The following is a 22226-nucleotide window of genomic DNA, read 5'->3' as shown; positions in this document are numbered from 1 at the left end:
GCGCGCCGACAGGATGTTGGACGGGATGCCGGGCAGGCCCTGCTCGATGTCGACCATGATCTTCGTGAACCTCCCCCTGACGGACCTCGGCAAGTCGAATGCCTTCTACGAGGCGCTCGGCTACCGGAAGAACCCCCAGTTCTCGGACGAGAACGCGCCGCGAGGGCTGACCCGGGCGGGTCGGCGCGCATTAACCGCGTGCCGATTCGCTCGAACCCTCGTAGCGTGGAGTGGTGACGTCATCGGAACACAGACCTTCCACCGTCGGCGAGCTCCGCGAGTCGGGCCACGTTCAACGCACCGTCAAGGAAGAGATCCGCGAGAATCTGCTCGCGGCCCTACGCGACGGTCGTGATCCGTGGCCCGGCATCGTCGGTTTCGAGGAGACGGTGGAACCACAGCTCGAACGGGCTCTCATCGCGGGTCACGACGTGGTGTTGCTCGGCGAACGTGGTCAGGGCAAGACCCGCCTCCTCCGCACCCTCAACCTGCTCCTCGACGAATGGACCCCGGTGATCGCCGGTTCCGAACTCGGGGAGCATCCCTATGAGCCCATCACCCCGGCGTCGATCCGCCGGGCGCAGGAACTGGGCGACAGCCTCCCTGTCGCATGGCGGCACCGCAGCGAGCGGTATTCGGAGAAACTCGCGACCCCCGACACGTCGGTGGCCGACCTCGTCGGTGACGTGGATCCGGTCAAGGTCGCGGAGGGCCGGAGTCTCGGCGATCCGGAAACCATTCACTTCGGGCTCGTTCCCCGCGCGCACCGGGGCATCGTCGCCATCAACGAACTGCCCGACCTCGCCGAACGCATCCAGGTGTCGCTGCTCAACGTCATGGAGGAACGCGACATCCAGGTCCGCGGCTACACCCTCCGGCTCCCGCTGGACGTCCTGATGGTGGCCAGCGCGAACCCGGAGGACTACACGAACCGCGGTCGCATCATCACCCCGCTGAAGGACCGGTTCGGTGCCGAGATCCGGACGCACTACCCGACCAGGCTCGACGACGAGGTCGCGGTCATCCTGCAGGAAGCGCATCTCACCGCGGAGGTGCCCGAGTACCTCCTCGAGATCCTGGCCCGGTTCACCCGCCTGCTCCGCGAGTCGACGTCGGTCGATCAGCGGTCGGGTGTGTCCGCCCGCTTCGCGGTGGCGGGCGCCGAAACCGTCAGTGCGGCTGCGGTGCATCGCGGCGCGGTGCTCGGTGAGGCCGACCCGGTCGCGCGGCCGGTCGACCTCGAGACCGTCGTCGACGTCCTGCGGGGCAAGGTGGAATTCGAATCCGGTGAGGAGGGGCGCGAGATCGAGGTCCTGGAGCACCTGCTCCGGCGGGCGACGGCCGACACGGTCCGCACCCGGCTCGGCGGCATCGACCTGGCGGAACTCGTGGACGCGGTCGAACAGGGCGATCCGGTGGTGACCGGCGAACGGATCACGGCGAAGGCACTGCTGAACGAGCTCCCCGAGCTCGAGGTCCTCGACGAGTTGGCGGAGCGTCTGGGCGCGGAGTCCGACGGCGAGCGGGCCGCGGCCGCCGAGTTCGCCCTCGAAGGGCTGTACCTGGCGCGTCGGATCTCGAAGAACCCGGACATCAACGGGCAGACGGTGTATTCGTAATGTCCCGCAAGGCGGAGCGCGGGCTGCACAACGCGCGGTACGGGCCGTACGAGGGCGGTGATCCGCTGGCAGCGCCGGTGGACCTGCGCGAGGCCCTGGCATCGATCGGCGACGACGTGTTCGCGGGAACGTCCCCGCGGCAGGCGCTGCGCGAGATGCTCCGGCGCGGCAACCAGGACATGCGCGGCCTGGACGAGCTTGCGGCCGAGGCCAATCGGCGTCGCCGTGAGCTGCTGAAGCGGAACAACCTGAACGGCACACTCGAAGAGGTCCGGGAACTCCTCGACCGCGCGGTGCTCGAGGAACGCAAGACGCTGGCCCGTGCGCTCGACGACGACGCCCGCTTCTCGGAGATGCGCCTCGAGGAACTGTCGCCGTCCACCGCGCAGGCCGTGCAGGAACTCGCCGATTACGACTGGCGCAGTTCGGAAGCCCGCGAGGACTACGAGAAGATCCGGGACCTGCTGGGCCGCGAGGTGCTGGACCAGCGGTTCGCCGGCATGAAACAGGCCCTCGAGGGGGCCACGGAAGAAGACCGCGAACGCATCCGCGAGATGCTCGCCGACCTCAACGACCTGCTCGACAAACATTCCCGCGGCGAGGATACGCAGGAACAGTTCGACGAGTTCATGGACAAGCACGGGGAGTACTTCCCCGAGAACCCGCAAAATGTCGAGGAACTGCTCGATTCGCTGGCGCAGCGGGCGGCGGCCGCGCAGCGCCTGCGGAACTCGCTGTCGCAGGAGCAGCGCGACGAACTGGATGCGCTGGCGCAGCAGGCGTTCGGCGATCCGTCGCTGATCGGACAGCTGGACCGTCTCGACCAGCATCTGCAGGCGGCGCGCCCGGGTGAGGACTGGCAGGGCGCCCAACGGTTCCGCGGCGACGACGGCATGGGCCTGGGCGAGGGCACCGGGGCGTTGCAGGACATCGCGGAACTCGAGTCGCTCGCCGAGCAACTGTCGCAGCAGTACGCGGGCGCACAACTCGACGACATCGACGCGGACGCTCTGGCCCGGCAACTGGGCGACGAGGCGGCGGCCGATGCGCAGACCCTCGCCGAACTCGAGAAGGCCCTGCGCGATCAGGGCTTCTTCGACCGCGGGGCGGACGGCCAGTGGCGCCTGTCGCCCAAGGCGATGCGCCAACTCGGTCAGACGGCTCTGCGGGACGTGGCGCAGCAGCTGTCTTCGCGTGGCGGGCAACGGGAGACGCGCCGCGCCGGGTCGATGGGGGAGCCGACGGGTGCGTCCCGCGAGTGGGCGTTCGGCGACACCGAGCCGTGGGACGTCACCCGCACGATCACCAATGCCGTGCTGCGGGCGGCGTCCGATCCGGCCGAGCGCGGTCGGGTCCCGGTCCGGTTGTCCGTATCGGACGTGGAGGTGATGGAGACCGAGCAGCGGTCGCAGGCGGCGGTCGCGTTGCTGGTCGACACGTCGTTCTCGATGGTGATGGAGGGGCGGTGGGTGCCGATGAAACGCACCGCCCTCGCCCTGAACCACTTGGTGAGCACCCGGTTCCGCAGCGACGAACTGCAGCTCATCTCGTTCGGCAGGCACGCGCAGGTGCTGACGCCGTCGGAACTCGCCGGCCTGGACGGCGCCTGGGACCAGGGCACCAACCTCCACCACGCGCTGTTGCTGGCGGCCCGGCATCTGCGCCGGCACCCCAACGCCCAGCCGGTGGTCCTGATCGTCACCGACGGTGAGCCGACGGCCCACCTCGAGCCGGACGGCTTCGCGTACTTCGACTACCCGCCGAGCGCCCGGACCCTCGGTCTGACGGTCCGGGAACTCGACACACTCGCCCGGCTCGGCGCCCACGTCACGTTCTTCCGGCTCGGTGAGGATCCCGGTCTCGCGCGGGTCGTGGACCGGATGGCCGAGCGGGTCGGCGGACGCGTCGTGGCCCCCGGGCTGGACGGTCTCGGCGCCGCCGTCGTCAGCGACTACATGCGGCGCAGGCGCTAGCCCGTGAGTACTTGTCAACCGCCCGCGGTTAACAAGTACTCACGGGTGCGTCAGCGCACGGCGGGCTGGTGCTGGGTGATGCAGTGAATTCCGCCGCCGCGCGCGAAGAGCGGGCGGGCGTCGACCGACACGACCGTGCGTCCGGGGTATGCGGCCGACAGGATGGCGACCGCTTCCTCGTCGGCGGGATCGTCGAAGCTGCACGCGATGACGCCGCCGTTGACGACGAAATGGTTGATGTAGCTGTAGTCGACGAAACCCTCCTCGTCGCGCAGGACAGTCGGCGCGGCGACGGTGATGATCTCCCACGATTCACCGCGGGCGTCCGTGGTCTGCTTCAGCACGTCGATGACGGCCTTGCTGACCTCGAAGTCGGGGTGTTCGGGGTTGCGCTGGTCGTGCACCAGGACGACGCCCGGTGACGGGATCGCTGCGACGATGTCGACGTGCCCGCGCGTGCCGTACGTGTCCTGGTCCCGCGTCAGTCCGCGCGGCAGCCAGATCACCCTGGTGGCCCCGATCGTCCGGGCGAGCTCGGCCTCGATGTCGGCTTTCGACAGTTCCGGGTTGCGGCCGGGGTCGAGTTGCACGGTCTCGGTCACCAGCACGGTGCCGAGGCCGTCGACCTGGATGCCGCCGCCCTCGTTGACGATCGGCGAGTCGACGAGTTCGGCCCCGGACCGCGCGACCACCAGTGCGCCGATCTTCGAGTCCTTGTCCCACTGGGCCCAGTCCTGGCCGCCCCAGCCGTTGAAGATCCAGTCGACGCCGCCGAGGCGTCCGTCCTCGGACAGCACGAACGTGGGTCCGATGTCGCGCATCCAGGCGTCGTTGAGCGGCGCCTCGACGATGTCGATGTCGGCGGAGAGGTATTCCTTGGCCGCCGGCACCTGTCCGGGGTCGACGACGACGGTGACGGGCTCGAACCGGGCCACGGCGTGTGCCACCTCGGCCCATGTGGTGCGGGCCTCGTGGTGTTCCTCGGGGGTGTCGCCCAGCGAGTAGCCCTCACTGGGATAGGCCATCCAGGTGCGTTCGTGCAGTTCGCCTTCCGCGGGCATGCGCCAGGACATCAGGCCCTCCCGAACGGGGAGGCCTGATCGACCGGCTCGGTGAGGACGCCGTACGTGTCGGGGCGCCGGGTGGCCAGGAACGGGAACAGGGCCAGCCAGTCCTCGCGCTGCTGGAGATCGAGGTCGGCGACCAGTACCGCGGATTCGTCGCGCGGGGCCTGCGCGAGGATCCGGCCGTAGGGATCGGAGATGAACGACGAGCCGTAGAACGTGATGAGGCCTTCGCTGCCGTGGCGATTGGGGACCACCATGAACGTGCCGTTCGCGATGCCGTTGCCGACGATCACCTGCTGCCACAGCGGCTGGGTGTCGAACTGCGGGTGGTCGGGCTCCGAACCGATCGCGGTGGGGTACACCAGGATCTCGGCGCCGCCGAGCGAGTACGCGCGGGCGACCTCGGGGAACCACTCGTCCCAGCACGTCGGCAGTCCGAGCTTCGCCCCGCCGAGTGCCTCGGCGGTGTGGACGGGGTACGGATCGGTTGCGGGGCCGCCGCGGAAGTAGGTGTCCTCGTAGTAGCCGGCGGTGACGGGGATGTGCAGCTTGCGGGTGCGGGCGAGCAGTTCACCGGAGGGGGCGACGAGGATGGCCGTGTTGAACCCGAGCCCGTCCTCGTACTGCACGCCGTCCTCGGAGTCGTTCCGCTCGTACAGCGACGCGTGGACGAGGACGCCGTGTTCCGCGGCGGCCTTGGCGGCGAACGTGAACGTGGGGCCGGTGAGCAGGTCCTCGGCGGTACGTCCCGGGTTGTCACCACCCGGCGTCGACGCGGGGTAGCGGCTCAGCGTCAGTTCGGGGAGGAACACCACACGCGCCCCGAGTTTCGCTGCCGCGGCGATGCCCTCGTCGAGTTCGGCCCGCAGATCCTCGTCGTTCTCGTGCCAGCGGTGCTGGACGAGGCCGACGCGGAGCGGGGTGCGTCCCGTCTCGCGCGTCCTCGACAGGGACTCGGGAGGGGTGAGGGCGGTAATCGTCAACATTGTGCTTCCTCGGATGTTCGGTTCGGCGAGCGCCTAAAACGAATTGGATTCGTTAAGTATGGTGGGTGAATGCTCGGCGATCAAGGGGTGGGACGCGACGATTTCGATTCCTTCGGTATCCACCCTGGTCGCCGGTGACACACCGACCAGGAGGGCACCCATGCCACGGCCATCACAGCGACTGCTGTCGCCGGAGATCATCACCGAAGCTGCCATGCGCATGGTGGACCTCACCGGTGATTTCACGATGCCCGGTCTCGCCGAACGGCTGAAGGTGCGGCCCTCCTCGCTGTACAACCACGTGTCCGGGAGGGCGGAGATCATCGAACTGATGCGTGCCCGGATGATGGCGGGCATCGTGGTGGCGGACCCCGACGGCAAGTGGAGCGAGACGGTGGCCGGCTTGGCGCGCGAGTATCGGCGCAACTACGCCGAGCATCCTCGGCTGATTCCTCTGTTCACCGCGCACACAGTGCAGTCCGGTGTGGCGTTCGGGCTGTACAACGCGCTGGCGCAGGCATTCTCGGACGGTGGCTTCACACCCGAGGAGATTCTGCACGCCATCACGGCGGTCGACAGCTTCGTGCTGGGGTCGGCGCTGGACCTCGCCGCACCCGAAGTGGTCTGGGCGACCGCGCCGGAGGCGAACGAGGCCATGCGGGCCGCCCTCGCCACGTCCGGGCCGAACCCCGGACGGGCGGATGCAGCATTCGAGTTCGGGCTGCGGACGCTTATCGCGGGCTTGGTGGCGCAGGCTCCGATCGGGCCGTGAGATCGCCCTCGTCCCGCAGCGCGGACGTGTCGCGGTTGAGAGTCTCGCCCCGGAAGAAGGCGGGACTGCGGAATCGCATGATCATCATCAGCACGGCGCCGAGCAGGAGGATGCCGAAGCCGAGGAAGAAGACGAGTCCGATGCCGCCGATCGACGCACCGCTGGCGTTCTCCGGGTCCATGCTCTCCTGGATCGAGATGACGAACACCGCGAGCAGCATGAGGCCGCCGAGCAGCGGGAACGCGAACCGGAAGACGATATTGCGGAAACTCGTGAACAGGCTGTCCCGGAAATACCAGACACACGCGAACGCCGTGATGCCGTAGTACCAGCAGATCATGATTCCCAGTGCGGCGATGGTGTCGAGCAGCGTGCGTTCGGACAGGAACGTCACCACCGTGTAGAACACCGCGGTGATGACACCGGCGACGACCGTGGCGTACGACGGGACCAGGAACCGGGGGCTCACGTCGGCGAGCTTCTTGGGGAAGGCCCCGTAGGCGCCCATGGCGAGCATGGTCCGCGCGGCAGGCAGGAACGTGGTTTGCAGGCTCGCGACCGAGGAGACGAAGACCGCGAGGAACAGCAGCATGCCGCCCCACTTCCCGAGAACCGGATCGGCGAGCGCGCCGAAGACGTTCTCGGAGTTGTCCGGGTTGCCCAGGCCGAGACCGTCCTCGCCGACGCCGGCGTACATCATCGCGGCGACCGACACGAGCAGGTAGGTCAGCAGGATCGTGATCACGCACAGCAGTCCGGCGCGACCGGGGGTCTTCTTCGGGTTCTTCGACTCCTCGCCCAGCGTCAGGCACGTGTCCCAGCCCCAGAACGCGAAGATCGAACCCGTCAAGCCGATCACGAACGCGCCGACGGCCAGTCCCGTGAACGGGTTGAACCAGCTCAGGTCGAACGACAGCCCGGCGGGGGCGTCCCCGTTACCGACGTGGACCAGTGCCACCACCGCGAACGCGATGAGTAGGACCATCTGGAAGCCGACCAGCGCGAACTGCAGCTTCTCGCTGGTGGTGATGCCGCGACTGGCGATCCACGTGGCGAGCGCGATGAAGAGCAGGGTGGTGCCCACATTCACGAATTTGTTGCCGGGCAGGTCCGCGATGCTCGGGGCGTCGAACAGTTTCGCGATGAACAGATAGAAGAACTGGACCGCGATCGCCGCGAGGTTCGAGAGCACGATGATTGTGGCGATCACCATGCCCCAGCCGCACATCCAGCCGACGTACGGTCCGAACGCCTTCGTCGACCACGTGAAGGACGCACCGCAGTCGGGGGATTCGGAGTTGAGCTCACGGTAGGCGTACGCCGTGAGGAACATGGGAATGAAGCCGGCGATGAAGATGGCGGGCATCTTCAGCCCGACCGCCGCGACGATCAGCCCGATGCTGGCAGTCAGCGTGTAACCCGGTGCCACGGAGGAGATCCCGAGGACCGCCCCTGCAAAGGTCCCGACCGCACCGGTGGCCAGCCCTTTGGTGCTCACGGCAACGCCGGCCGACGCCGGTGCGCCTTCGCTGTTCGTCATGTCTGAACCTCCGGTCGGGTGCGATCGTGGATCCGGGGCGGGTGTCGCGGACGGTTTACTCACTATTGGGGAACTCCTGCTTGGGGACGACCACCATGGGCACCGGCAGGACGCGGAGCATCTTGGCCGCGGTGGATCCCAGGAACAGTCGACGAGGTTGGGCGAGCCGGCTGGAGCCGACCATCACGAGGTCGCCGTCCTGCCAGTCGAGTTTGCGGACCGCCGACTCCACGGAGGATCCGTCGGCGATCGTGACGGACACGGGAAAGTCTTCGGGGAGTGCGGATTTCGCCACTTCGAGGGTGCTCTGGGCGTGGGCGACGGACCGGTCGCGGATGTCGTCGGGGGTGTCCCGGTGATCGCGGAGGTCGTTCTGCGGGTCGAGTGCGACGAGGGACACGAGGCGGAGCGGGGTCTGCATCCGCTCGCACGTCCGCACCGCGGTGCGCAGCAGCACGTCGGCCCCGGTCCGGGTCCCGAGCGCGCAGGTGACCTCGCGGATCTTCTTCGCGGAGGAGTGCCGCGCCCCGCGCGGTGCGAGGGCGAGCGGAACGTGCGCCGAGTGCAGCAGTTCCGTCGACACGGAGCCGACGGAGTGCCGCCCCAGCAGGCCGTCCCCGGCGGCGCCGACGACGATCGCCTGCGCCCCCAGCCGGGACACCTCGTCGATGAGACCCTGCGCGAACGATTCGTGGAAGCTGAGGTGCACGGTCACGTCGATGTCGCTCGGCACCGACGACTTCGCCTCGTCCAGCCAGCGCTGGGCGCGGCCGGCGAGGATGTCGTCGAAGCCGGCTTCTGCCGGAACTCTCGCCGGGACCGTCCGGTCCGGCGGGAGCACCATGCAGATGTCGAGCTGTGCGCCGAGACTGCGGGCGAGCTGCGCCCCGAGGGCCAGACCGTCCTCCCCGCTGGGGGTGGCGAGATATCCAACGACCAAACGCATGGTGACGGTTCCGATCTGTCTCGGGGCGGGTGGTTTACGCGAAGCCGACGTACTTGGTCTCGAGGTACTCCTCGATGCCTTCGGTGCCGCCTTCGCTGCCGAGCCCGGACTGCTTGACTCCACCGAACGGCGCGGCGACGTCGGAGATCACTCCGCGGTTGACGCCGACCATGCCGCTCTCGAGTTTGTCGGCGACGCGGAACGCACGGTCGACGTTCTGGGTGTAGATGTACGCGGCGAGACCGTATTCGGTGTCGTTCGCGGCGGCGACGCCCTCGGCCTCGGTGTCGAAACCGGTGATCGCGGCGACGGGTCCGAAGATCTCCTCGCGGACGATGCGCGCATTCGCGGGCACCTCGTCGAGGACGGTGGGCTGGAAGAAGTAGCCGGGACCGTCGACGGACTTGCCGCCGGTGCGGACGCGGGCGCCCGCGGCGACGGCGTCGTCGACGAGGGACGCCACGTTGCGGCGCTGCTTCTCGTTGACGAGGGGGCCGACGTTGGTGCCCTCTTCGCTGCCCGGTCCGACGGCGAGCGCGGCGATCCGGTCGGTGAGCTTGGTGGTGAATTCCTCACGCACCGAGTTGGCCACGATCAGGCGGTTGGCGGCGGTGCACGCCTCGCCGCCGTTGCGCATCTTCGCGGCCATCGCGCCCTCGACGGCGGCGTCGATGTCGGCGTCGTCGAACACCACGAACGGGGCGTTGCCGCCGAGTTCCATGGACGTGCGCAGAACCTGCTGGGCGGACTGCTCGATGAGGATCTTGCCGACCCGGGTGGATCCGGTGAAGGTCACCTTCCGCAGCCGCGGATCGGCGAGCAGCGGTTCGGTGACGGCGGCGGCGTTCGACGCGGGCAGCACCGACAGCACACCGGCGGGCAGGCCTGCCTCGGCGAAGATCTCGGCGAGCAGCAGCATGGTGAGCGGGGTGTCCTCGGCGGGCTTGACGATGATCGTGCAGCCGGCGGCGAGCGCGGGGCCGATCTTGCGGGTGCCCATCGCGAGCGGGAAGTTCCACGGCGTAACGGCCAGGGTGGGCCCGACCGGGACCTTGGTGACCATGATCCGCCCGCTACCCGACGGTGACGTGGTGTAGCGGCCCTGGATGCGGACGGCTTCCTCGCTGAACCAGCGCAGGAACTCGGCGCCGTAGTTCACCTCGCCGCGGCTCTCCGGCAGCGCCTTGCCCATCTCCATCGTCATCAGCAGCGCGAGGTCGTCGGTGCGCTCGATGACCTTCTCCCACGCCGAACGCAGGATGATCGACCGCTGCCGAGGCGCGGTCGCCGCCCATTCCTCCTGGACCGCCGCGGCGGAGTCCAGTGCACGCATCGCGTCCTTGCCACCGGCATCCGCGACGTCGGCGATGAGCGTTCCCGTTGCCGGGTCGTAGACCGGGAACGTGCCGCCGTCGATCGGGTCGGTCTGGGCGCCGTCGATCCACAGACCGGTGGGCAGGGTGGCGCGGAGCCGTTCGAAATCAGTCATCGGAGTCCTCGTGGTGGGAATGGTGGTGATCGCACGCCTCCGGGGTGGGGGCGACGTCGAGGGCGGGGTTGCGGTCGAAGAATCCGGCCGGCTTCAGCCAGAAGGACACGGTGTCCGCAGGCATGATCGGCCAGTCCTCCGGCCGGGGAATGTGGTGGATACCGAACGTGTACCAGAGCACCACGTCGGTGTTCTCGATCGGGCGGTTCGCCTCGGTCCATGCGGGAAGTCCGTGATCGACCTTGCTCTGGTTCACGAATTCCCCGGCAGGCCAGCGCTCGTCGGGTGAATTGGGGGTCACCCAGACGGTGTGGCCGATCGCACCGGTGCGCTGGAAGATCGGCGACGCCGGGTCGAACATCGACGGTATCGCGCCGCCGGGAACGAGCTTGTAGGCGGGGGCGGTGCCGAGGCCGGTGGTCGTGTTGTCGTTGACGACCTTCCACGCCCGCTGGCTCTGCCAGTCGAAGTCCTGCCGGCCCTCGAGTTCGGTGCGCAGCGGGGTGTTCTTCTGGCGCAGCGCGAGACCCAGGGGATTGTCCGGGCCCATCGGCACCATTTCGGTCTCCGTCGCGTACACCGTGTTCTCGGTGCCGTCCACGTCGAGATCGAGGCGGGCGATCAGGAAGTGCTGGTGGAACGGCGCGTACGTGCGGTTGTCGACGAGCGTCCCGCTGGGGTGCTCCCCACCTTCGGGGAAGTGGCTGACCACCATGATCCCGGTGGCGCGGACCTCGCACTCGATGTTGCCGTCCTGGTAGAACCGCCAGTAGACGAGATACTCGTAGTTCGCGACCGTCACGTGCGTCGACACCGTCAGCCGCCGCATGCGGCGCACCTCGGTGCCCGCGTCGTGGTCGACGTGCTTCCAGAGGACGGCGTTGTCCTCCTCGTGGATGCAGATCGCGTTCTCGATCGTGAACGGCACGCCGTGGCTGTCGTGGAGAACGGCGTCGAGATACCGGATCTCGCCGAGGCAGTCACACCCCAGGGTCAGCGACGTGGTCATGAACCCGATGCCCCACTCGCCGATGTCGAAGGCGGTGCGGCGGTAGTGATCGGGGCTGGTGTCGCGGTACGGCACCGCCATCTCCGCGAACGACATCCGGTTCGCGATCGAGCGCACCCGGCCGTGATCGTTGTAGGTCACCGCGTGCAGGGTCATGCCCTCGCGGTAGTTGAATCCCACCCGCAGCGACCAGTTCTGCCACTCGAGCTTGTTGCCTTCGAGCGTGAACGACGGTCCCTCCGGCTGGACGATGTCCAACGGCTTCAACGGCGGCCGGGTGCTCGCGTTGCGGATCCGTTCCGGGATGTGCCGGGGCACGTACTCGCCCATGACCTCGGGACGTTCGACGCTGAACGTGTCCTCGATCTCGAGCAGTTCCATCTTGTTGACGTCGATCACGCAGTGGAAACCGTTGACCGGGCCCGCATACGGGTTGGCGCCTTCCGCCGCCCGGACCCAGGTGTCCGACCAGCCGAGCCGGCGTCCCTTGTACTGCTCCGGGGTCACCGCGTCGCCGTACGTCCACACGTCCATGAACACCAGGCTCATGTCCGTGACCCCGCGCTTCGCGAGCGCCGCGATCACGTCCGGGTGCCCGCGGAGGAACGCGTCCGCCTCTTCCCATTCGTCCACCGTGAAATTCGCCTGGACGTCCGGGATGTGCGCCCAGGAGACCACGTTGTCTCCCGTGAGCGAGACGAGCGACTTGTAGGTGTCTCCGCTGCTGCGGTCGAAGCACACGACGACGGCCCGGCGGTCCGGGACGGTGCCCGACGTGTCGAACGCCGACACCTCGGCCTTGCCCGGCTCGGCCAGTTCGATCGACGCGAACCGCCAGCCGTCCCCGACCCCGTGTTCCCGGGCGAGGACGGCCGCGGCCTTCGCGAATTCGTCCGCCCCCAACGGGTCCAGAGGATGGAACGTGCCGGTGGTCGTCCGGGTCATGATGTCTCCTCTGGTCGTTGGGGCGGGGCACTTCGTGCTCGTGCGCCTTTTCGGTTGTGGTGGCTACCGAAAAGGCGCACGGGTCACACGAGCGAGCGCACGATCTGCTCGATGACGGTCAGGGCGTCGTCGAGCAGGTCGTCGCTGATCACCAGCGGCGGAAGCAGTCGGATGACGTTTCCGTACGTACCGCACGTCAGCAGAATGACACCTTGTTCGAGCGCATGTGCGGCAATCGCCTTCGTCAGTTCGGCATCCGGCTCGTCGGTGCCGGGCTTGACGAACTCCATCGCGAGCATCGCGCCGCGTCCGCGCACGTCACCGATGACGCCGACGTCGGCGGCCAGGGCCTTCAGCCGCGGCAGGGCCAGGTCGCCGATGTGCTGTGCGCGAGCGGGCAGGTCGAACTTCCGCATGCTGTCGATCGCGGCGAGCGCGGCGGCACACGCGACGGGGTTGCCGCCGTACGTGCCACCCAGTCCGCCGGGGTGCACCTTGTCGAGGAGCTCGGCGCGGCCCGTGATCGCGGACAGCGGCATGCCGCCCGCCATGCCCTTCGCCATCGTGATGATGTCCGGGACGATCTCCTCGTGCTCGCAGGCGAACCAGGCACCGGTGCGGGAGAACCCGGTCTGCACCTCGTCGGCGATGAACACGACGCCGTTGGCGCGGGCCCAGTTCACCAGGGTGGGGAGGAATCCCTCGGCGGGAACGATGAATCCGCCCTCGCCCTGGATCGGCTCGATGATGATCGCCGCGAGTGAATCGGCGCCGATCTGCTTCTCCATCTGGCTGATGGCGCGCTGGGCAGCCTGCTCGCCGGTCAGTCCGTCCTGGTCCCGGTAGGGGTAGGACATGGGGAGCCGGTACACCTCGGGCGCGAACGGACCGAAGTGAGCCTTGTACGGCATCGACTTGGCGGTGAGGGCCATCGTCAGGTTCGTGCGACCGTGGTAGGCGTGGTCGAACGCGACGACGGCGTCGCGGCCGGTGGCGAGGCGAGCAACCTTGATCGCGTTCTCCACCGCCTCCGCGCCCGAGTTGAACAGGACGGTGCGCTTCTCGTGGTCGCCGGGGGTGAGGGCGGCGAGTTCCTCCGCGACGCGGACGTAGCCCTCGTACGGGGTGACCATGAAACAGGTGTGGGTGAAGTGCCCGACCTGCTCCCGAACCGCCTCGGCGACGGCCGGATCGGATGCGCCCACGCTGGTGACCGCGATGCCCGAGCCGAGGTCGATCAGGGAGTTGCCGTCGACGTCGACGACCACACCACCGTCGGCATCCGCCGCGTACACGGGGACGCTGGAGCCGACGCCCGCGGCCACGGTGGCGCGGCGGCGTGCGGTGAGGGCCGCCGACTTCGGGCCGGGGAGCTCGGTGACCAGGGCGCGCTTCTGCGGCAGCCGGTACTGGATGTCGTTCATGATGGTGCAGTCCTCAGGGTCGTGACGTGGATGGGTGTGGGGTGGGGCGACGTCAGTCGTTGGAGCTCATGACGTGCTTGATGCGGGTGTAGTCCTCGACGCCGTAGCCGGAGAGGTCCTTGCCGTAGCCGGAGTACTTGAATCCGCCGTGCGGCATCTCGGCGACGAGCGGGATGTGGCAGTTGATCCAGACGGCGCCGAAATCGAGTGCGGCCGAGAGGCGTTGCGTGACGCCGTGATCGTTGGTCCACACACTCGACGCCAGACCGTACCGGACGTCGTTGGCGAGGGTGACGGCCTCCTTCTCGTCGGAGAAGCTCTGCACGGTGAGGATGGGACCGAACGTCTCCTCCTGCACGATGTCGTCGCGCTGGTCGACGCCGGTGATCACGGTGGGTTCGAAGAAGAATCCCTGCTCTCCCGAACGCTTTCCGCCGGTGACGATCTTGGCGGAGGTGGGGAGCGCGGCGATCTTGGAACTGACCGCGTCGAAGTGGTTGACGTTGTTGAGCGGGCCGTAGAACGTGTCCGGGTCGTCCGGCAGGCCGGGCTTGAGCGTCTCGGCCTTGCGGACGAGGGCGTCGACGAGCTGGTCGTGGATGGACTCGTGGACGAGGACGCGGGTGGCAGCGGTGCAGTCCTGGCCGCCGTTGAAGAAGGCGGCCTCGGCGATGCCGCTCGCGGTCTTCTCGATGTCGACGTCACCGAAGACGATGGCAGGAGCCTTGCCGCCCAGTTCGAGGTGGGCGCGCTTGAGCTGGCGTGCGGCGGAGACGGCGACGGCGATGCCGGCCCGCACGGATCCGGTGATCGACACCAGTCCGAGGGCCGGGTTCTCCACGAGGGTGGCACCGGTCTCACCATTGCCGAGGACGACGTTGAAGACGCCGTCCGGCAGGATCCCCTTGGTCAGCCGGGCCAGGACGAGCGTGCTGTTCGGGGTGGTGTCGCTGGGCTTGAGCACGATCGTGTTGCCTGCCGCGAGCGCGGGGCCGATCTTCCACAGCGCCATCATGAACGGGTAGTTCCACGGGGTGACCTGACCGACGACACCGATCGGCTCGCGGCGCACGTAGGACGTGAAGCCGTCCATGTACTCGCCGGCGGCCTTGCCTTCGAGCATCCGGGCCGCGCCCGCGAAGAAGCGGAGCTGGTCGGCGCCCACCTTGATCTCTTCGTCGGCGATGACTTGCTTGGGCTGCCCGGTGTTGCGGCACTCCGCCTCGACGAGTTCGTCGCTGTGCGCCTCGATCGCATCGGCGAGCTTCAGCAACGCGGTCTGCCGCACGCTCGGAGTGGTCTTGCCCCACGAGACGAAGGCCCGCTCGGCTGCCTCGACGGCCGCGTCCACATCGGCCTTGGTGGAGACGGGCGCACGCCCGACGACGCTCTCGTCCACGGGGTTGATCAAGTCCAGCGTCTCCGTCGCGGATGAGGCGACGAACTCACCGTTGATGTAGTTCTCGAGTACGTCGATCGACATCGGTACCGGTTCCTCTCGTGGGGTCGAAACTCGTGGGTCGGAACGGACCGTCGGTCGAACAGTCCGACCGGGGCCCGGAGTTGCAGAACATCTGAAAACAAGTGTGCGCTGCCTCACAAGCCAGGGGCAGCTGACAAAATGGTGAAAGACGCGCCCCCCGCCGCGCCGAGTTGTCCAATCCGGAGTCACCCGTGCGAGCAGGTGTGGCCTGCCGCGCCTGAGCCGGCGAACGGCACGTCCGGGCGGATGCTCCCGGACGCGGCGTCGTGCACGATCGCGCCGCCGACGAGGGTGAGGTCGGCCCTCTGGTCCAGCAGTTGCGCGGGCTCGAGCGTGTAGAGGTCCGCCGACCAGACGACCAGGTCGGCGCGGGCACCCGGACGGATTACTCCGAGCTCGTCCTCGGCGTGCCACGCCCACGCGCCGCCACGGGTGTACGCCCGCAATGCCGAATCCAGGTCCATCCGTTCGCTCGGAGTCCAGTCGGTGCGGCCGTCCAGACCCGAGCGGGTGAGGGCGGAGTACAGGCCGACGAGCGGATCCATCTCCCCGACCTGCCAGTCGCTGGAGAACGCCAGCGCCGCCCCCGACTCGGCGAGCGAGCGGAATCGCCACGCCCGGTCCCACCGGTCCTCGCCGACGTTTTCCATCCACGTTCCCGCGACGAGGTCGGGAGAGCAGTGCCGCGGCTGCATCGCCGCGACGACGCCGAGCTCCCGGAACCGGGGAAGATCCTCGGGATGGAGGCATTCGACGTGGACGATGCCGTGCCGTCGGTCGGCCGTGCCGTTCGCGCGGCCGGCGTGCTCGATGGAGTCGAGCGCCAGCCGGATACCCCAGTCGCCGGTGGCGTGGGTGTGCGTCTGGAAGCCGAGGCGGTCGAGTTCGGTGAGCATCGCGGTGAACTCCTGCGGCGGCAGGCTCGGCGCGCCGCGGTGCCCGGGCCGGTTCGCGTAGTCGGACAGCATGGCCGCGGTGTGCGGTTCGATCACGTCGTCGGCGTACAACTTCACCGGTCCGAGCCGGAGCATGGCGTCGACGGGCGCGCCGTCGACGGCCTCCCGCAGGTCCCGGCGGAACGCGGCGTCGGCGCCGACCGGGTGGAACAGGGCGGTGATCACCCGCGAGTTCATCCGCCCCTCGGCGCGCGCCCGGTACATCAGATCGAGTTCGGCCAACGGGACCTGCGGTTCGACGACGGTGGTGATACCGCACGCGGTCGCCATCTCCAGGCTGGAGGTGATGCGCCGGTACCGGCGGTCGGGGGAGTACATCGGGATGTCGCGTTGCAGCCCGGCCAGGCCCGCCCGCGTCATCGCGCTGGTGTAGAAGTCCGTGACCCAGCCGGTGGGGGTGCCGTCGTCGTCGAATTCCGGCCGTCCCCAGGGGATCTGGGTGCCACGGTCGATTCCGAGGACCCGCAGGGCGGCGTCGTTCAGCCACACCGAGTGCTGGTCGTAGGTGGTGATGAACACCGGACGGTCCGTGAGGCCGCGCAGGTCGGCAGCGTTCGGGCGGCGCCCGGTCACCACGGAGTAGACGGCGTTCTCGGCGCAGATCCAGTCGAGGTCGGGGCGGGCGGCCGCGTGCGCGCCGATCCGTCGCCGGACCTCGGTGAGGTCGTGTGCGCCTTCGAGGCTCACGGCGTCGGGATCGAATCCGAGGAGCAGGTGGTTGTGGCTGTCGATGATGCCCGGGGTGAGCAGCCGGCCTCGCAGGTCGATGGTGCGCCGCGCGGCGGGCGCGTCCCCGGTGGTCCCGACGTACCGGATCCGGTCGTCCGCGATGCCGACGGCCTCGGCCCAGGCGGTGGTGTCGAACGTGCGCACGACACCGTTGGTCAGAAGCAGGTCGAGCATCAGCAGTTCTCCTCGGGGGCGGCGTTCAGCAACAGCAGGTGGGTGTTCTTGCGCGGTCGCAGGTACAGGGCGAAGTAGACGAAGCCGGCGGCGACGAGCCCGAGGGAGATGCCGAGGCTGAGCCACTGCTCGGGGTCGAGCAGCGTGACGACGAAGACGAGGCCGAGTGCGGCGATGCAGATTCCCGGGGCCAGCGGCCACAACGGCATGCGGTAGCCGGTTCGGGTCTCTCCGCCGCGGCGGTGGTTGATCGCGGCCAGCGCGATGAACAGGTACGTGAACGTCAGGGTCGACCCGGTGGCGGTGAGCAGGACGTCCAGCGGGACGAAGCACGCGGCGAATGCGATGGCCCCCATCACGACGGTGGCGAGGACGGGGACGCGGCCCTTGGTGCTGACGGTCTGCAGCGGCGCGGCGACGGTCTCGGGGAGCGCGCGATCGCGAGCGGCGGCGTAGAGAAGCCGGCCCGCTTGCAGCGTGATCGCGATGATCGCGTTGATCACGGCGAGGGCGATCGAGAGCAGGACCACCATGGCGACGGCGTGACCGGCGCGTTCGGTGAGGAATGCCTCGACGGGGAGGCTGGAACCGAAGAGTTCGGTCTGCGAGCTCGCGCCCACCAGGATCGCGATGAGCGGGACGAGTTCGGTGGCGACGGTGATGACGGCGCTCCAGATCACGGCCTTCGCGATCGAGCGGGCGGCGTTCTTGGTCTCCTCGGCGAAGTACACGGCGCCGCCGTACCCGTTGTACGCGAAGATTCCCTGGGTGACGGCCAGCATCAGTCCGGAGATCGCCAGTGGCGCGAGGGTGCCGGTGCCGGGGTCGAGAACTTCCGGGCTGAGAAGGCTGGTCAGTGGCCGTTCCATGTGGACGAAACCGAGGACGGTGAGCAGTGCCAGCGCCGCCATCTCGACGCCGAGGAAGACCCCGGTGAGCCACGCGTTCGTGCGGATGTCGAAACACGCGGTCACGGTGGTGATCACGACCACGACGAGCGCGGTCTGCTGCGGGGACAGGCCGTGGATCGCGACACCCAGGTAGTCGGCGACCCCGAGGGCGAAGACGGCGATGATCAGCGGCAGGGAGATGAGACTGATGAAGAACGTCGCGACGCCGAAGGCCGGACCGAGTGCCCGCGACACGAGCGAGTAGTCGCCGCCGGCAACGGGATACGCGGAGGCGAGTTCGGCGTAGCAGAAGGCGATCAGGATGCTGACGATGCCGGCGATGAGGAACGCCCAGAACACGCCGGTGCCGAACAGCGCGAGTGCCGAGCCGCCGAGGATGAAGACGCTCGACGCCGGCGAGATCGACGACAGGGTGATCAGGATGTTTCCGCCGACGCCGATGCTCCGGGAGAGCGAGGCCTCGTAGGTGCCGGGTGCGGGCGGGGGAGTGGCGGTGGGCGGCCGGGCGGTCTGGTCCATGAGCTGTCCGTTCGGGGGAGGAGACGAGGGCGGAGGAGTTTTTTGACGGTTCCGTCAAACAACTGGGCCGAGTGTCACAGATCACGTCGGCTAGTGTCAACGGCATGGCGCGACCGAACACTCAGAAGCAGCGGCGTTCCGAGCTCATCGAGGCGACGCTGCAGGCGGGATCCGCGCACGGGCTCAGGTCGCTGTCCCTGACGGATGTGGCGAAGCGTGCGGGCCTGACGCGCGGCGCGCTGCTCTACTATTTCGACGATCTGGATTCGCTTCTCGTCGAGGCCCACCGAGCGGGAACCGAACGCTACTGCGATCTGCGCGACGAGGCGGTGGCCGCGCAGTCGTCGTACGCCGCGAAGCTGCGGACGGCCATCGACGCCGGGCTGCCGAGCGGTCCCGACGACACCCTGATGCGGTTGCTCTACGAATTCGATTTCATGACAGGCACTTCGGCGCTGCACGACGAACTGGTCCAGAAGATGTACCTGCGGCAGCTCGCGACGTATCGCGCCATCCTCGGCGACGGGCACGCGTCGGGGGAGTTCGCCGTGCGCGGCGACATCGACCAGACGGCAATGAATCTGGTGGCCCTCGAGGATGCGTACGGTCTGCACATCGTCGGCGGAAACAGTCTCATCAGCGTCGATGCCGCGCGGACGGCGATGCTGGGGTTCTGCGAGCAGATCGGCTGCGGCGTCACGGAAGACGCCGCAGCCGAACGGGACTGACCGGGAGGCTACACGGGGTGGCTGCCTGCCACCTCCGCCTCGTGGCGCACCGAGCCGGCCACCACGGTGAGCTGCACCCGTGCGGTGAGGAGGGAATCGGCGCCGGCGGTGAACGGATCCCCGTCGAGGACCAGGAAGTCGGCGGCCTTGCCCGCGACGAGTTGACCGGTGAGGTCGTCCCAGCGGCACGAGTAGGCGGCGTCGCGGGTGGCGTGCGCGAGCGCGTCCGCCATCGGCAGTGCGTACTCGGGCAGGTTGGGCGCGAGCGCCGGATCGATCGCGGACTTGCGCGTCGTCGCGATGTACATGTTGGGCAGCGGGGGATGCGGCGCCGTGGGGGCGTCGGACCCCAGCGCGAGGACGGCGCCCGCGGCGGTCATCTCGGGCCACGGGAACGCCCGCTCGACCCGATGGTCGCCCAGCATCGCCCGCCAGTTGTCCTGGATCGCCGGGTCGGCGTGAACCGGCTGCATCGACGCGACGATGCCGAGGCGCGCAAGCCGCTGCACGTTGTCCTTCGTGATCGTCTCGAGGTGCTCCATCCGGTGCCGACGTGGGCGAGTCCCGTTGGCGGCGATCGCCTGTTCGAGCGCGGCGAGCGCGATCTCCGACGCCTCGTCGCCGATGGCGTGCAGGGCCACCTGCAGGCCGGCGGCATCCGCCGCGACGACCACCGGTGCCAGCGAGGCGAGGTCCCAGATCGGTTCGGCGTTCGTGCCGTCCGAGTACGGTTCCTTCATCGCCGCGGTGCAACTGTCGATGACGCCGTCGATGATGATCTTGATCCCGGCCATCCGCAGCCATGGACCCTGCAGGCGACGGGCGTGTTCCACCGCCTCGTGCACCTGGCGGACGTTCTCCTCGTCCGAATCGGTTCGTTCGATCAGCCAGTGCCCGGCCACCCGGAGCGGCAGCGTGCCTCCGCCGTCGGCCAGTGCGCGTTCGAGCGCCTCGACCTCGTCCGCGCCGAGCGCCATGTCGACCGCCCCGGTGACGCCGTCCGCGAGATACTGCTCGAACGCCGCCGCGAGGGCGATGTCCCGCTCGGTGTCGCTGACCAACTTCGCGAGCGCCGGCCACACGATCTGGGTCACCGCCGTCTCGTAGAGCATGCCGGTGGCCTCGCCGGTGACGGGATCGCGCTCGATCCGGCCGCCGATCGGGTCGGGGGTGTTCGCGTCGATGCCGAGTTCGCGGAGCGCGGCCGTGTTCACCCACGCCGAGTGCACATCGTTGGAATCGAGGTACACGGGGCGGTCGGCCTCGGCCGTGTCGATCATCTGCCGCGTCGGCGGGTGCCCGTCGAGTGCGGGGAACAGCCAGCTGCGGCCCAGGAGCCGGGGTGCGTCCGGGTTCTCGGCGGCGAATCGGCGGATGCGGTTCTGGATGTCGTTCAGGTCGGCGGCGCTCTGCAGGTCCACCTTCTGGAGGGCCTGGCCCATCATCAGCAGGTGGGTGTGGGCGTCGATGAAGCCGGGCAGGACGAAGGCCCCGCCGAGTTCGACGACGCGGGCGTCGCCGGACAGCGTGTCGGCGGTCGCGGTGTCGCCGACGTACGTGAGGCGATCGCCCTGGACGATCATCGATTCGGCCCAGGCGGGTTCGGCTGCGGTGAAGATCCGGCCGCCGCGGTAGTGGGTCGTCGTGTCGGTGTTCATGGTGCTCTCTCTTTCCGTCAGACGACGACCGAGGTGGTGTACCGGGCAGTGGGATCCTGTCCGGGTAATGCGGCAGCCTGCTCGGTGCGGGTGGACAGGCGGGCGATCGCGACGATCGGCACGAGCAGGGCGAGGCTGATGCCCGCCAGGACGAAGCCGAACGCGACATAGCCGACTGCGCCGGTCACGAGGGTGCCGAAGAGCGGGGCGAACGCGGACCCCACCAGATACGTTCCGAGGAGTGGGGCGGACCAGCGGCCGGACGAGTCCAGCGCGGCCGCGATGGCCACCACGTAGATGAAGGCCGCGGCGTAGACCGTGTTCCAGGCGATGATGAGCACCAGATACGTCGTCGAATCGGTGGCCAGGCACGAGCCCAGTTTGAGGGCGGGGCCGAGCACGAGGAGGACGGCGGTGGGGACGGTGCGTCCGAGGCGGGAACCGAGTGCGGTCAGGACGAGGGCGGCGCCGATGCCGCCCGCGGTGGAGAGGCTGAGGGCCAGACCCATCTGCTGTTCCGTTAGGGCGGCGTGTTCGGCGCCCATGATGCCGGACACCGCCCACAGCGAGTCCTCGCCGATCGCCCAGATCGCGAAGGCCACGAGCAGGGTGAAGCCGGCGACGGCCAGTTTCTTCTCGGTGACGCCCTCGGGCAACGGGGTTCGGGTGTGCGCGGTGTTCGCGTCGTCGTCCTCGACCGCGGGGGCCGACGGCAACCAGGTGATCGTGAACACCGTCGCCAGCGCCAGCACCGCGACGATCCCGAAGGCGTTGGTCATGTGCAGGCCGAGGATCGGGATCAGTGCCAGGACTCCGGTGACCGCGGTGCGGTTGACGAGCCCGTTGATCCCGGACACCCGGTTCGGATTGTTCAGCGCGGCCAGGGCCGCCCCGCCGACCGCGACCGCGCCACCGGCACCGATCCCGCCGACGATGATCGCGACGCACGCGATGGGCGCCGAGTGGACGGTGGCGGCGACCGCGAATCCCGCGGCCATCACGACGAGGCTGACGCGGCCGAGCAGGTGGCGGGAGCGACCCGCCGCCCACCGGGTGGTCGCGAGGCAGACGAGCGCGGTGGCCAGCAGGGAGCCGGTGAGGACGGCACCGGCGACGGTCTGGGTGATCCCGAGATCGTCGACCATCGCGATGATCATGAGCGGGATCAGATTGGCCGTGATGTAGCCGACGACGAAGACGCTGAACGTCGCGATACCGCGGCCGAGTGTCAGTGGGACGCGGACGGCGGCGGTCACGTGGGATTCCTGGGGTGGGTCAACGACAACTCCGTGTCTCGG

General features: G+C 68.7%; 16 protein-coding genes and 1 pseudogene. 5 read left to right on the top strand and 12 right to left on the bottom strand.

From position 1 onward, the window contains the following. Window positions 1–13 precede the first annotated feature (13 nt). From ACFVJ3_RS07220 to ACFVJ3_RS07210, 3 genes and pseudogenes are all read left to right on the top strand, one after another. Window positions 14–136: pseudogene (locus tag ACFVJ3_RS07220) on the top strand (hypothetical protein); the annotation flags it as partial. A 97-nt stretch (window positions 137–233) separates the two neighbouring features. Further along, window positions 234–1619: a sigma 54-interacting transcriptional regulator gene (locus tag ACFVJ3_RS07215; RefSeq protein ID WP_105413400.1), complete on the top strand. Its 1386-nt coding sequence runs from the start codon at window positions 234–236 to the stop codon at window positions 1617–1619. After that, entirely contained in the window at window positions 1619–3592 is a 1974-nt protein-coding gene (locus ACFVJ3_RS07210; protein WP_378451415.1) for a VWA domain-containing protein, read from the top strand. The genes ACFVJ3_RS07215 and ACFVJ3_RS07210 overlap by 1 nt, the downstream gene beginning before the upstream one ends. 50 nt (window positions 3593–3642) lie before the next feature. Here the strand turns inward: ACFVJ3_RS07210 and ACFVJ3_RS07205 are convergent, their stop codons facing one another. Together ACFVJ3_RS07205 and ACFVJ3_RS07200 are read right to left on the bottom strand one after the other, a co-directional pair. Next, the gene (locus tag ACFVJ3_RS07205) at window positions 3643–4665 is read right to left on the bottom strand and encodes an agmatine/peptidylarginine deiminase (RefSeq protein WP_378451414.1); all 1023 of its coding nucleotides are present in this window, start codon (window positions 4663–4665) and stop codon (window positions 3643–3645) included. Beyond that, window positions 4665–5645, bottom strand: coding sequence for a nitrilase-related carbon-nitrogen hydrolase (locus ACFVJ3_RS07200; RefSeq protein ID WP_378451413.1), 981 nt, complete (start codon window positions 5643–5645; stop codon window positions 4665–4667). The genes ACFVJ3_RS07205 and ACFVJ3_RS07200 overlap by 1 nt, the downstream gene beginning before the upstream one ends. 160 nt (window positions 5646–5805) lie before the next feature. Between ACFVJ3_RS07200 and ACFVJ3_RS07195 the strand changes: the two genes are divergently transcribed. After that, complete coding sequence (locus ACFVJ3_RS07195) at window positions 5806–6417, top strand: TetR/AcrR family transcriptional regulator (protein ID WP_378451412.1); 612 nt, start codon at window positions 5806–5808, stop codon at window positions 6415–6417. Here ACFVJ3_RS07195 and ACFVJ3_RS07190 read toward each other — a convergent pair. From ACFVJ3_RS07190 to ACFVJ3_RS07155, 8 genes are all read right to left on the bottom strand, one after another. Beyond that, window positions 6377–7957, bottom strand: a complete 1581-nt coding sequence (locus ACFVJ3_RS07190) for an APC family permease (protein WP_378451411.1) — start codon at window positions 7955–7957, stop codon at window positions 6377–6379. The two genes, ACFVJ3_RS07195 and ACFVJ3_RS07190, sit on opposite strands and share 41 nt — an antisense overlap. A gap of 55 nt (window positions 7958–8012) precedes the next feature. Next, window positions 8013–8903, bottom strand: a complete 891-nt coding sequence (locus ACFVJ3_RS07185) for a universal stress protein (protein WP_378451410.1) — start codon at window positions 8901–8903, stop codon at window positions 8013–8015. Between the two features lie 34 nt (window positions 8904–8937). Beyond that, window positions 8938–10392 (bottom strand): NAD-dependent succinate-semialdehyde dehydrogenase, encoded by a 1455-nt coding sequence (locus ACFVJ3_RS07180; protein ID WP_378451409.1) that lies wholly within the window; start codon window positions 10390–10392, stop codon window positions 8938–8940. Further along, the gene (locus ACFVJ3_RS07175) at window positions 10385–12346 is read right to left on the bottom strand and encodes a primary-amine oxidase (RefSeq protein ID WP_378451408.1); all 1962 of its coding nucleotides are present in this window, start codon (window positions 12344–12346) and stop codon (window positions 10385–10387) included. Before ACFVJ3_RS07175 ends, ACFVJ3_RS07180 begins: the two co-directional genes overlap by 8 nt. A gap of 83 nt (window positions 12347–12429) precedes the next feature. Further along, complete coding sequence (gabT, locus tag ACFVJ3_RS07170) at window positions 12430–13770, bottom strand: 4-aminobutyrate--2-oxoglutarate transaminase (protein ID WP_005238605.1); 1341 nt, start codon at window positions 13768–13770, stop codon at window positions 12430–12432. 52 nt (window positions 13771–13822) lie between these two features. Then, complete coding sequence (locus ACFVJ3_RS07165; protein WP_378451407.1) at window positions 13823–15253, bottom strand: gamma-aminobutyraldehyde dehydrogenase; 1431 nt, start codon at window positions 15251–15253, stop codon at window positions 13823–13825. Window positions 15254–15438: 185 nt separating this feature from the next. Next, complete coding sequence (locus tag ACFVJ3_RS07160; protein ID WP_378451406.1) at window positions 15439–17112, bottom strand: amidohydrolase; 1674 nt, start codon at window positions 17110–17112, stop codon at window positions 15439–15441. Next, entirely contained in the window at window positions 17112–18542 is a 1431-nt protein-coding gene (locus tag ACFVJ3_RS07155; protein ID WP_378451405.1) for an APC family permease, read from the bottom strand. The genes ACFVJ3_RS07160 and ACFVJ3_RS07155 overlap by 1 nt, the downstream gene beginning before the upstream one ends. A 104-nt stretch (window positions 18543–18646) precedes the next feature. On the opposite strand from ACFVJ3_RS07155, the gene ACFVJ3_RS07150 reads away from it, so the two are divergent. Then, on the top strand, window positions 18647–19270 hold the full coding sequence (locus tag ACFVJ3_RS07150) for a TetR/AcrR family transcriptional regulator (protein ID WP_378451404.1): 624 nt from the start codon (window positions 18647–18649) through the stop codon (window positions 19268–19270). 8 nt (window positions 19271–19278) lie between these two features. On the opposite strand, the gene ACFVJ3_RS07145 is transcribed toward ACFVJ3_RS07150, so the two are convergent. Further along, window positions 19279–20928, bottom strand: coding sequence for an amidohydrolase (locus tag ACFVJ3_RS07145; protein ID WP_378451403.1), 1650 nt, complete (start codon window positions 20926–20928; stop codon window positions 19279–19281). 17 nt (window positions 20929–20945) lie between these two features. Next, on the bottom strand, window positions 20946–22184 hold the full coding sequence (locus ACFVJ3_RS07140; protein ID WP_378451402.1) for an MFS transporter: 1239 nt from the start codon (window positions 22182–22184) through the stop codon (window positions 20946–20948). Window positions 22185–22226: the final 42 nt, after the last annotated feature.

This window comes from Rhodococcus sp. NPDC127593, from assembly GCF_042671975.1.
Classification (GTDB): Bacteria; Actinomycetota; Actinomycetes; order Mycobacteriales; family Mycobacteriaceae; genus Rhodococcus_F.
The sequence above is the reverse complement of the archived record's forward strand: the minus strand, read 5'-3'. Positions and strand labels throughout refer to the sequence as shown.

What these genes read in the sequence shown, in the direction of transcription:
- ACFVJ3_RS07210 (WP_378451415.1), top strand. Translation starts at nt 1,619, where the DNA reads ATGTCCCGCAAGGCGGAGCGCGGGCTGCACAACGCGCGGTACGGGCCG.
- gabT (WP_005238605.1), bottom strand. Translation starts at nt 13,770, where the DNA reads ATGAACGACATCCAGTACCGGCTGCCGCAGAAGCGCGCCCTGGTCACC.
- ACFVJ3_RS07175 (WP_378451408.1), bottom strand. Translation starts at nt 12,346, where the DNA reads ATGACCCGGACGACCACCGGCACGTTCCATCCTCTGGACCCGTTGGGG.
- ACFVJ3_RS07190 (WP_378451411.1), bottom strand. Translation starts at nt 7,957, where the DNA reads ATGACGAACAGCGAAGGCGCACCGGCGTCGGCCGGCGTTGCCGTGAGC.
- ACFVJ3_RS07145 (WP_378451403.1), bottom strand. Translation starts at nt 20,928, where the DNA reads ATGAACACCGACACGACGACCCACTACCGCGGCGGCCGGATCTTCACC.
- ACFVJ3_RS07185 (WP_378451410.1), bottom strand. Translation starts at nt 8,903, where the DNA reads ATGCGTTTGGTCGTTGGATATCTCGCCACCCCCAGCGGGGAGGACGGT.
- ACFVJ3_RS07200 (WP_378451413.1), bottom strand. Translation starts at nt 5,645, where the DNA reads ATGTTGACGATTACCGCCCTCACCCCTCCCGAGTCCCTGTCGAGGACG.
- ACFVJ3_RS07150 (WP_378451404.1), top strand. Translation starts at nt 18,647, where the DNA reads ATGGCGCGACCGAACACTCAGAAGCAGCGGCGTTCCGAGCTCATCGAG.
- ACFVJ3_RS07165 (WP_378451407.1), bottom strand. Translation starts at nt 15,253, where the DNA reads ATGTCGATCGACGTACTCGAGAACTACATCAACGGTGAGTTCGTCGCC.
- ACFVJ3_RS07195 (WP_378451412.1), top strand. Translation starts at nt 5,806, where the DNA reads ATGCCACGGCCATCACAGCGACTGCTGTCGCCGGAGATCATCACCGAA.
- ACFVJ3_RS07205 (WP_378451414.1), bottom strand. Translation starts at nt 4,665, where the DNA reads ATGTCCTGGCGCATGCCCGCGGAAGGCGAACTGCACGAACGCACCTGG.
- ACFVJ3_RS07155 (WP_378451405.1), bottom strand. Translation starts at nt 18,542, where the DNA reads ATGGACCAGACCGCCCGGCCGCCCACCGCCACTCCCCCGCCCGCACCC.
- ACFVJ3_RS07180 (WP_378451409.1), bottom strand. Translation starts at nt 10,392, where the DNA reads ATGACTGATTTCGAACGGCTCCGCGCCACCCTGCCCACCGGTCTGTGG.
- ACFVJ3_RS07160 (WP_378451406.1), bottom strand. Translation starts at nt 17,112, where the DNA reads ATGCTCGACCTGCTTCTGACCAACGGTGTCGTGCGCACGTTCGACACC.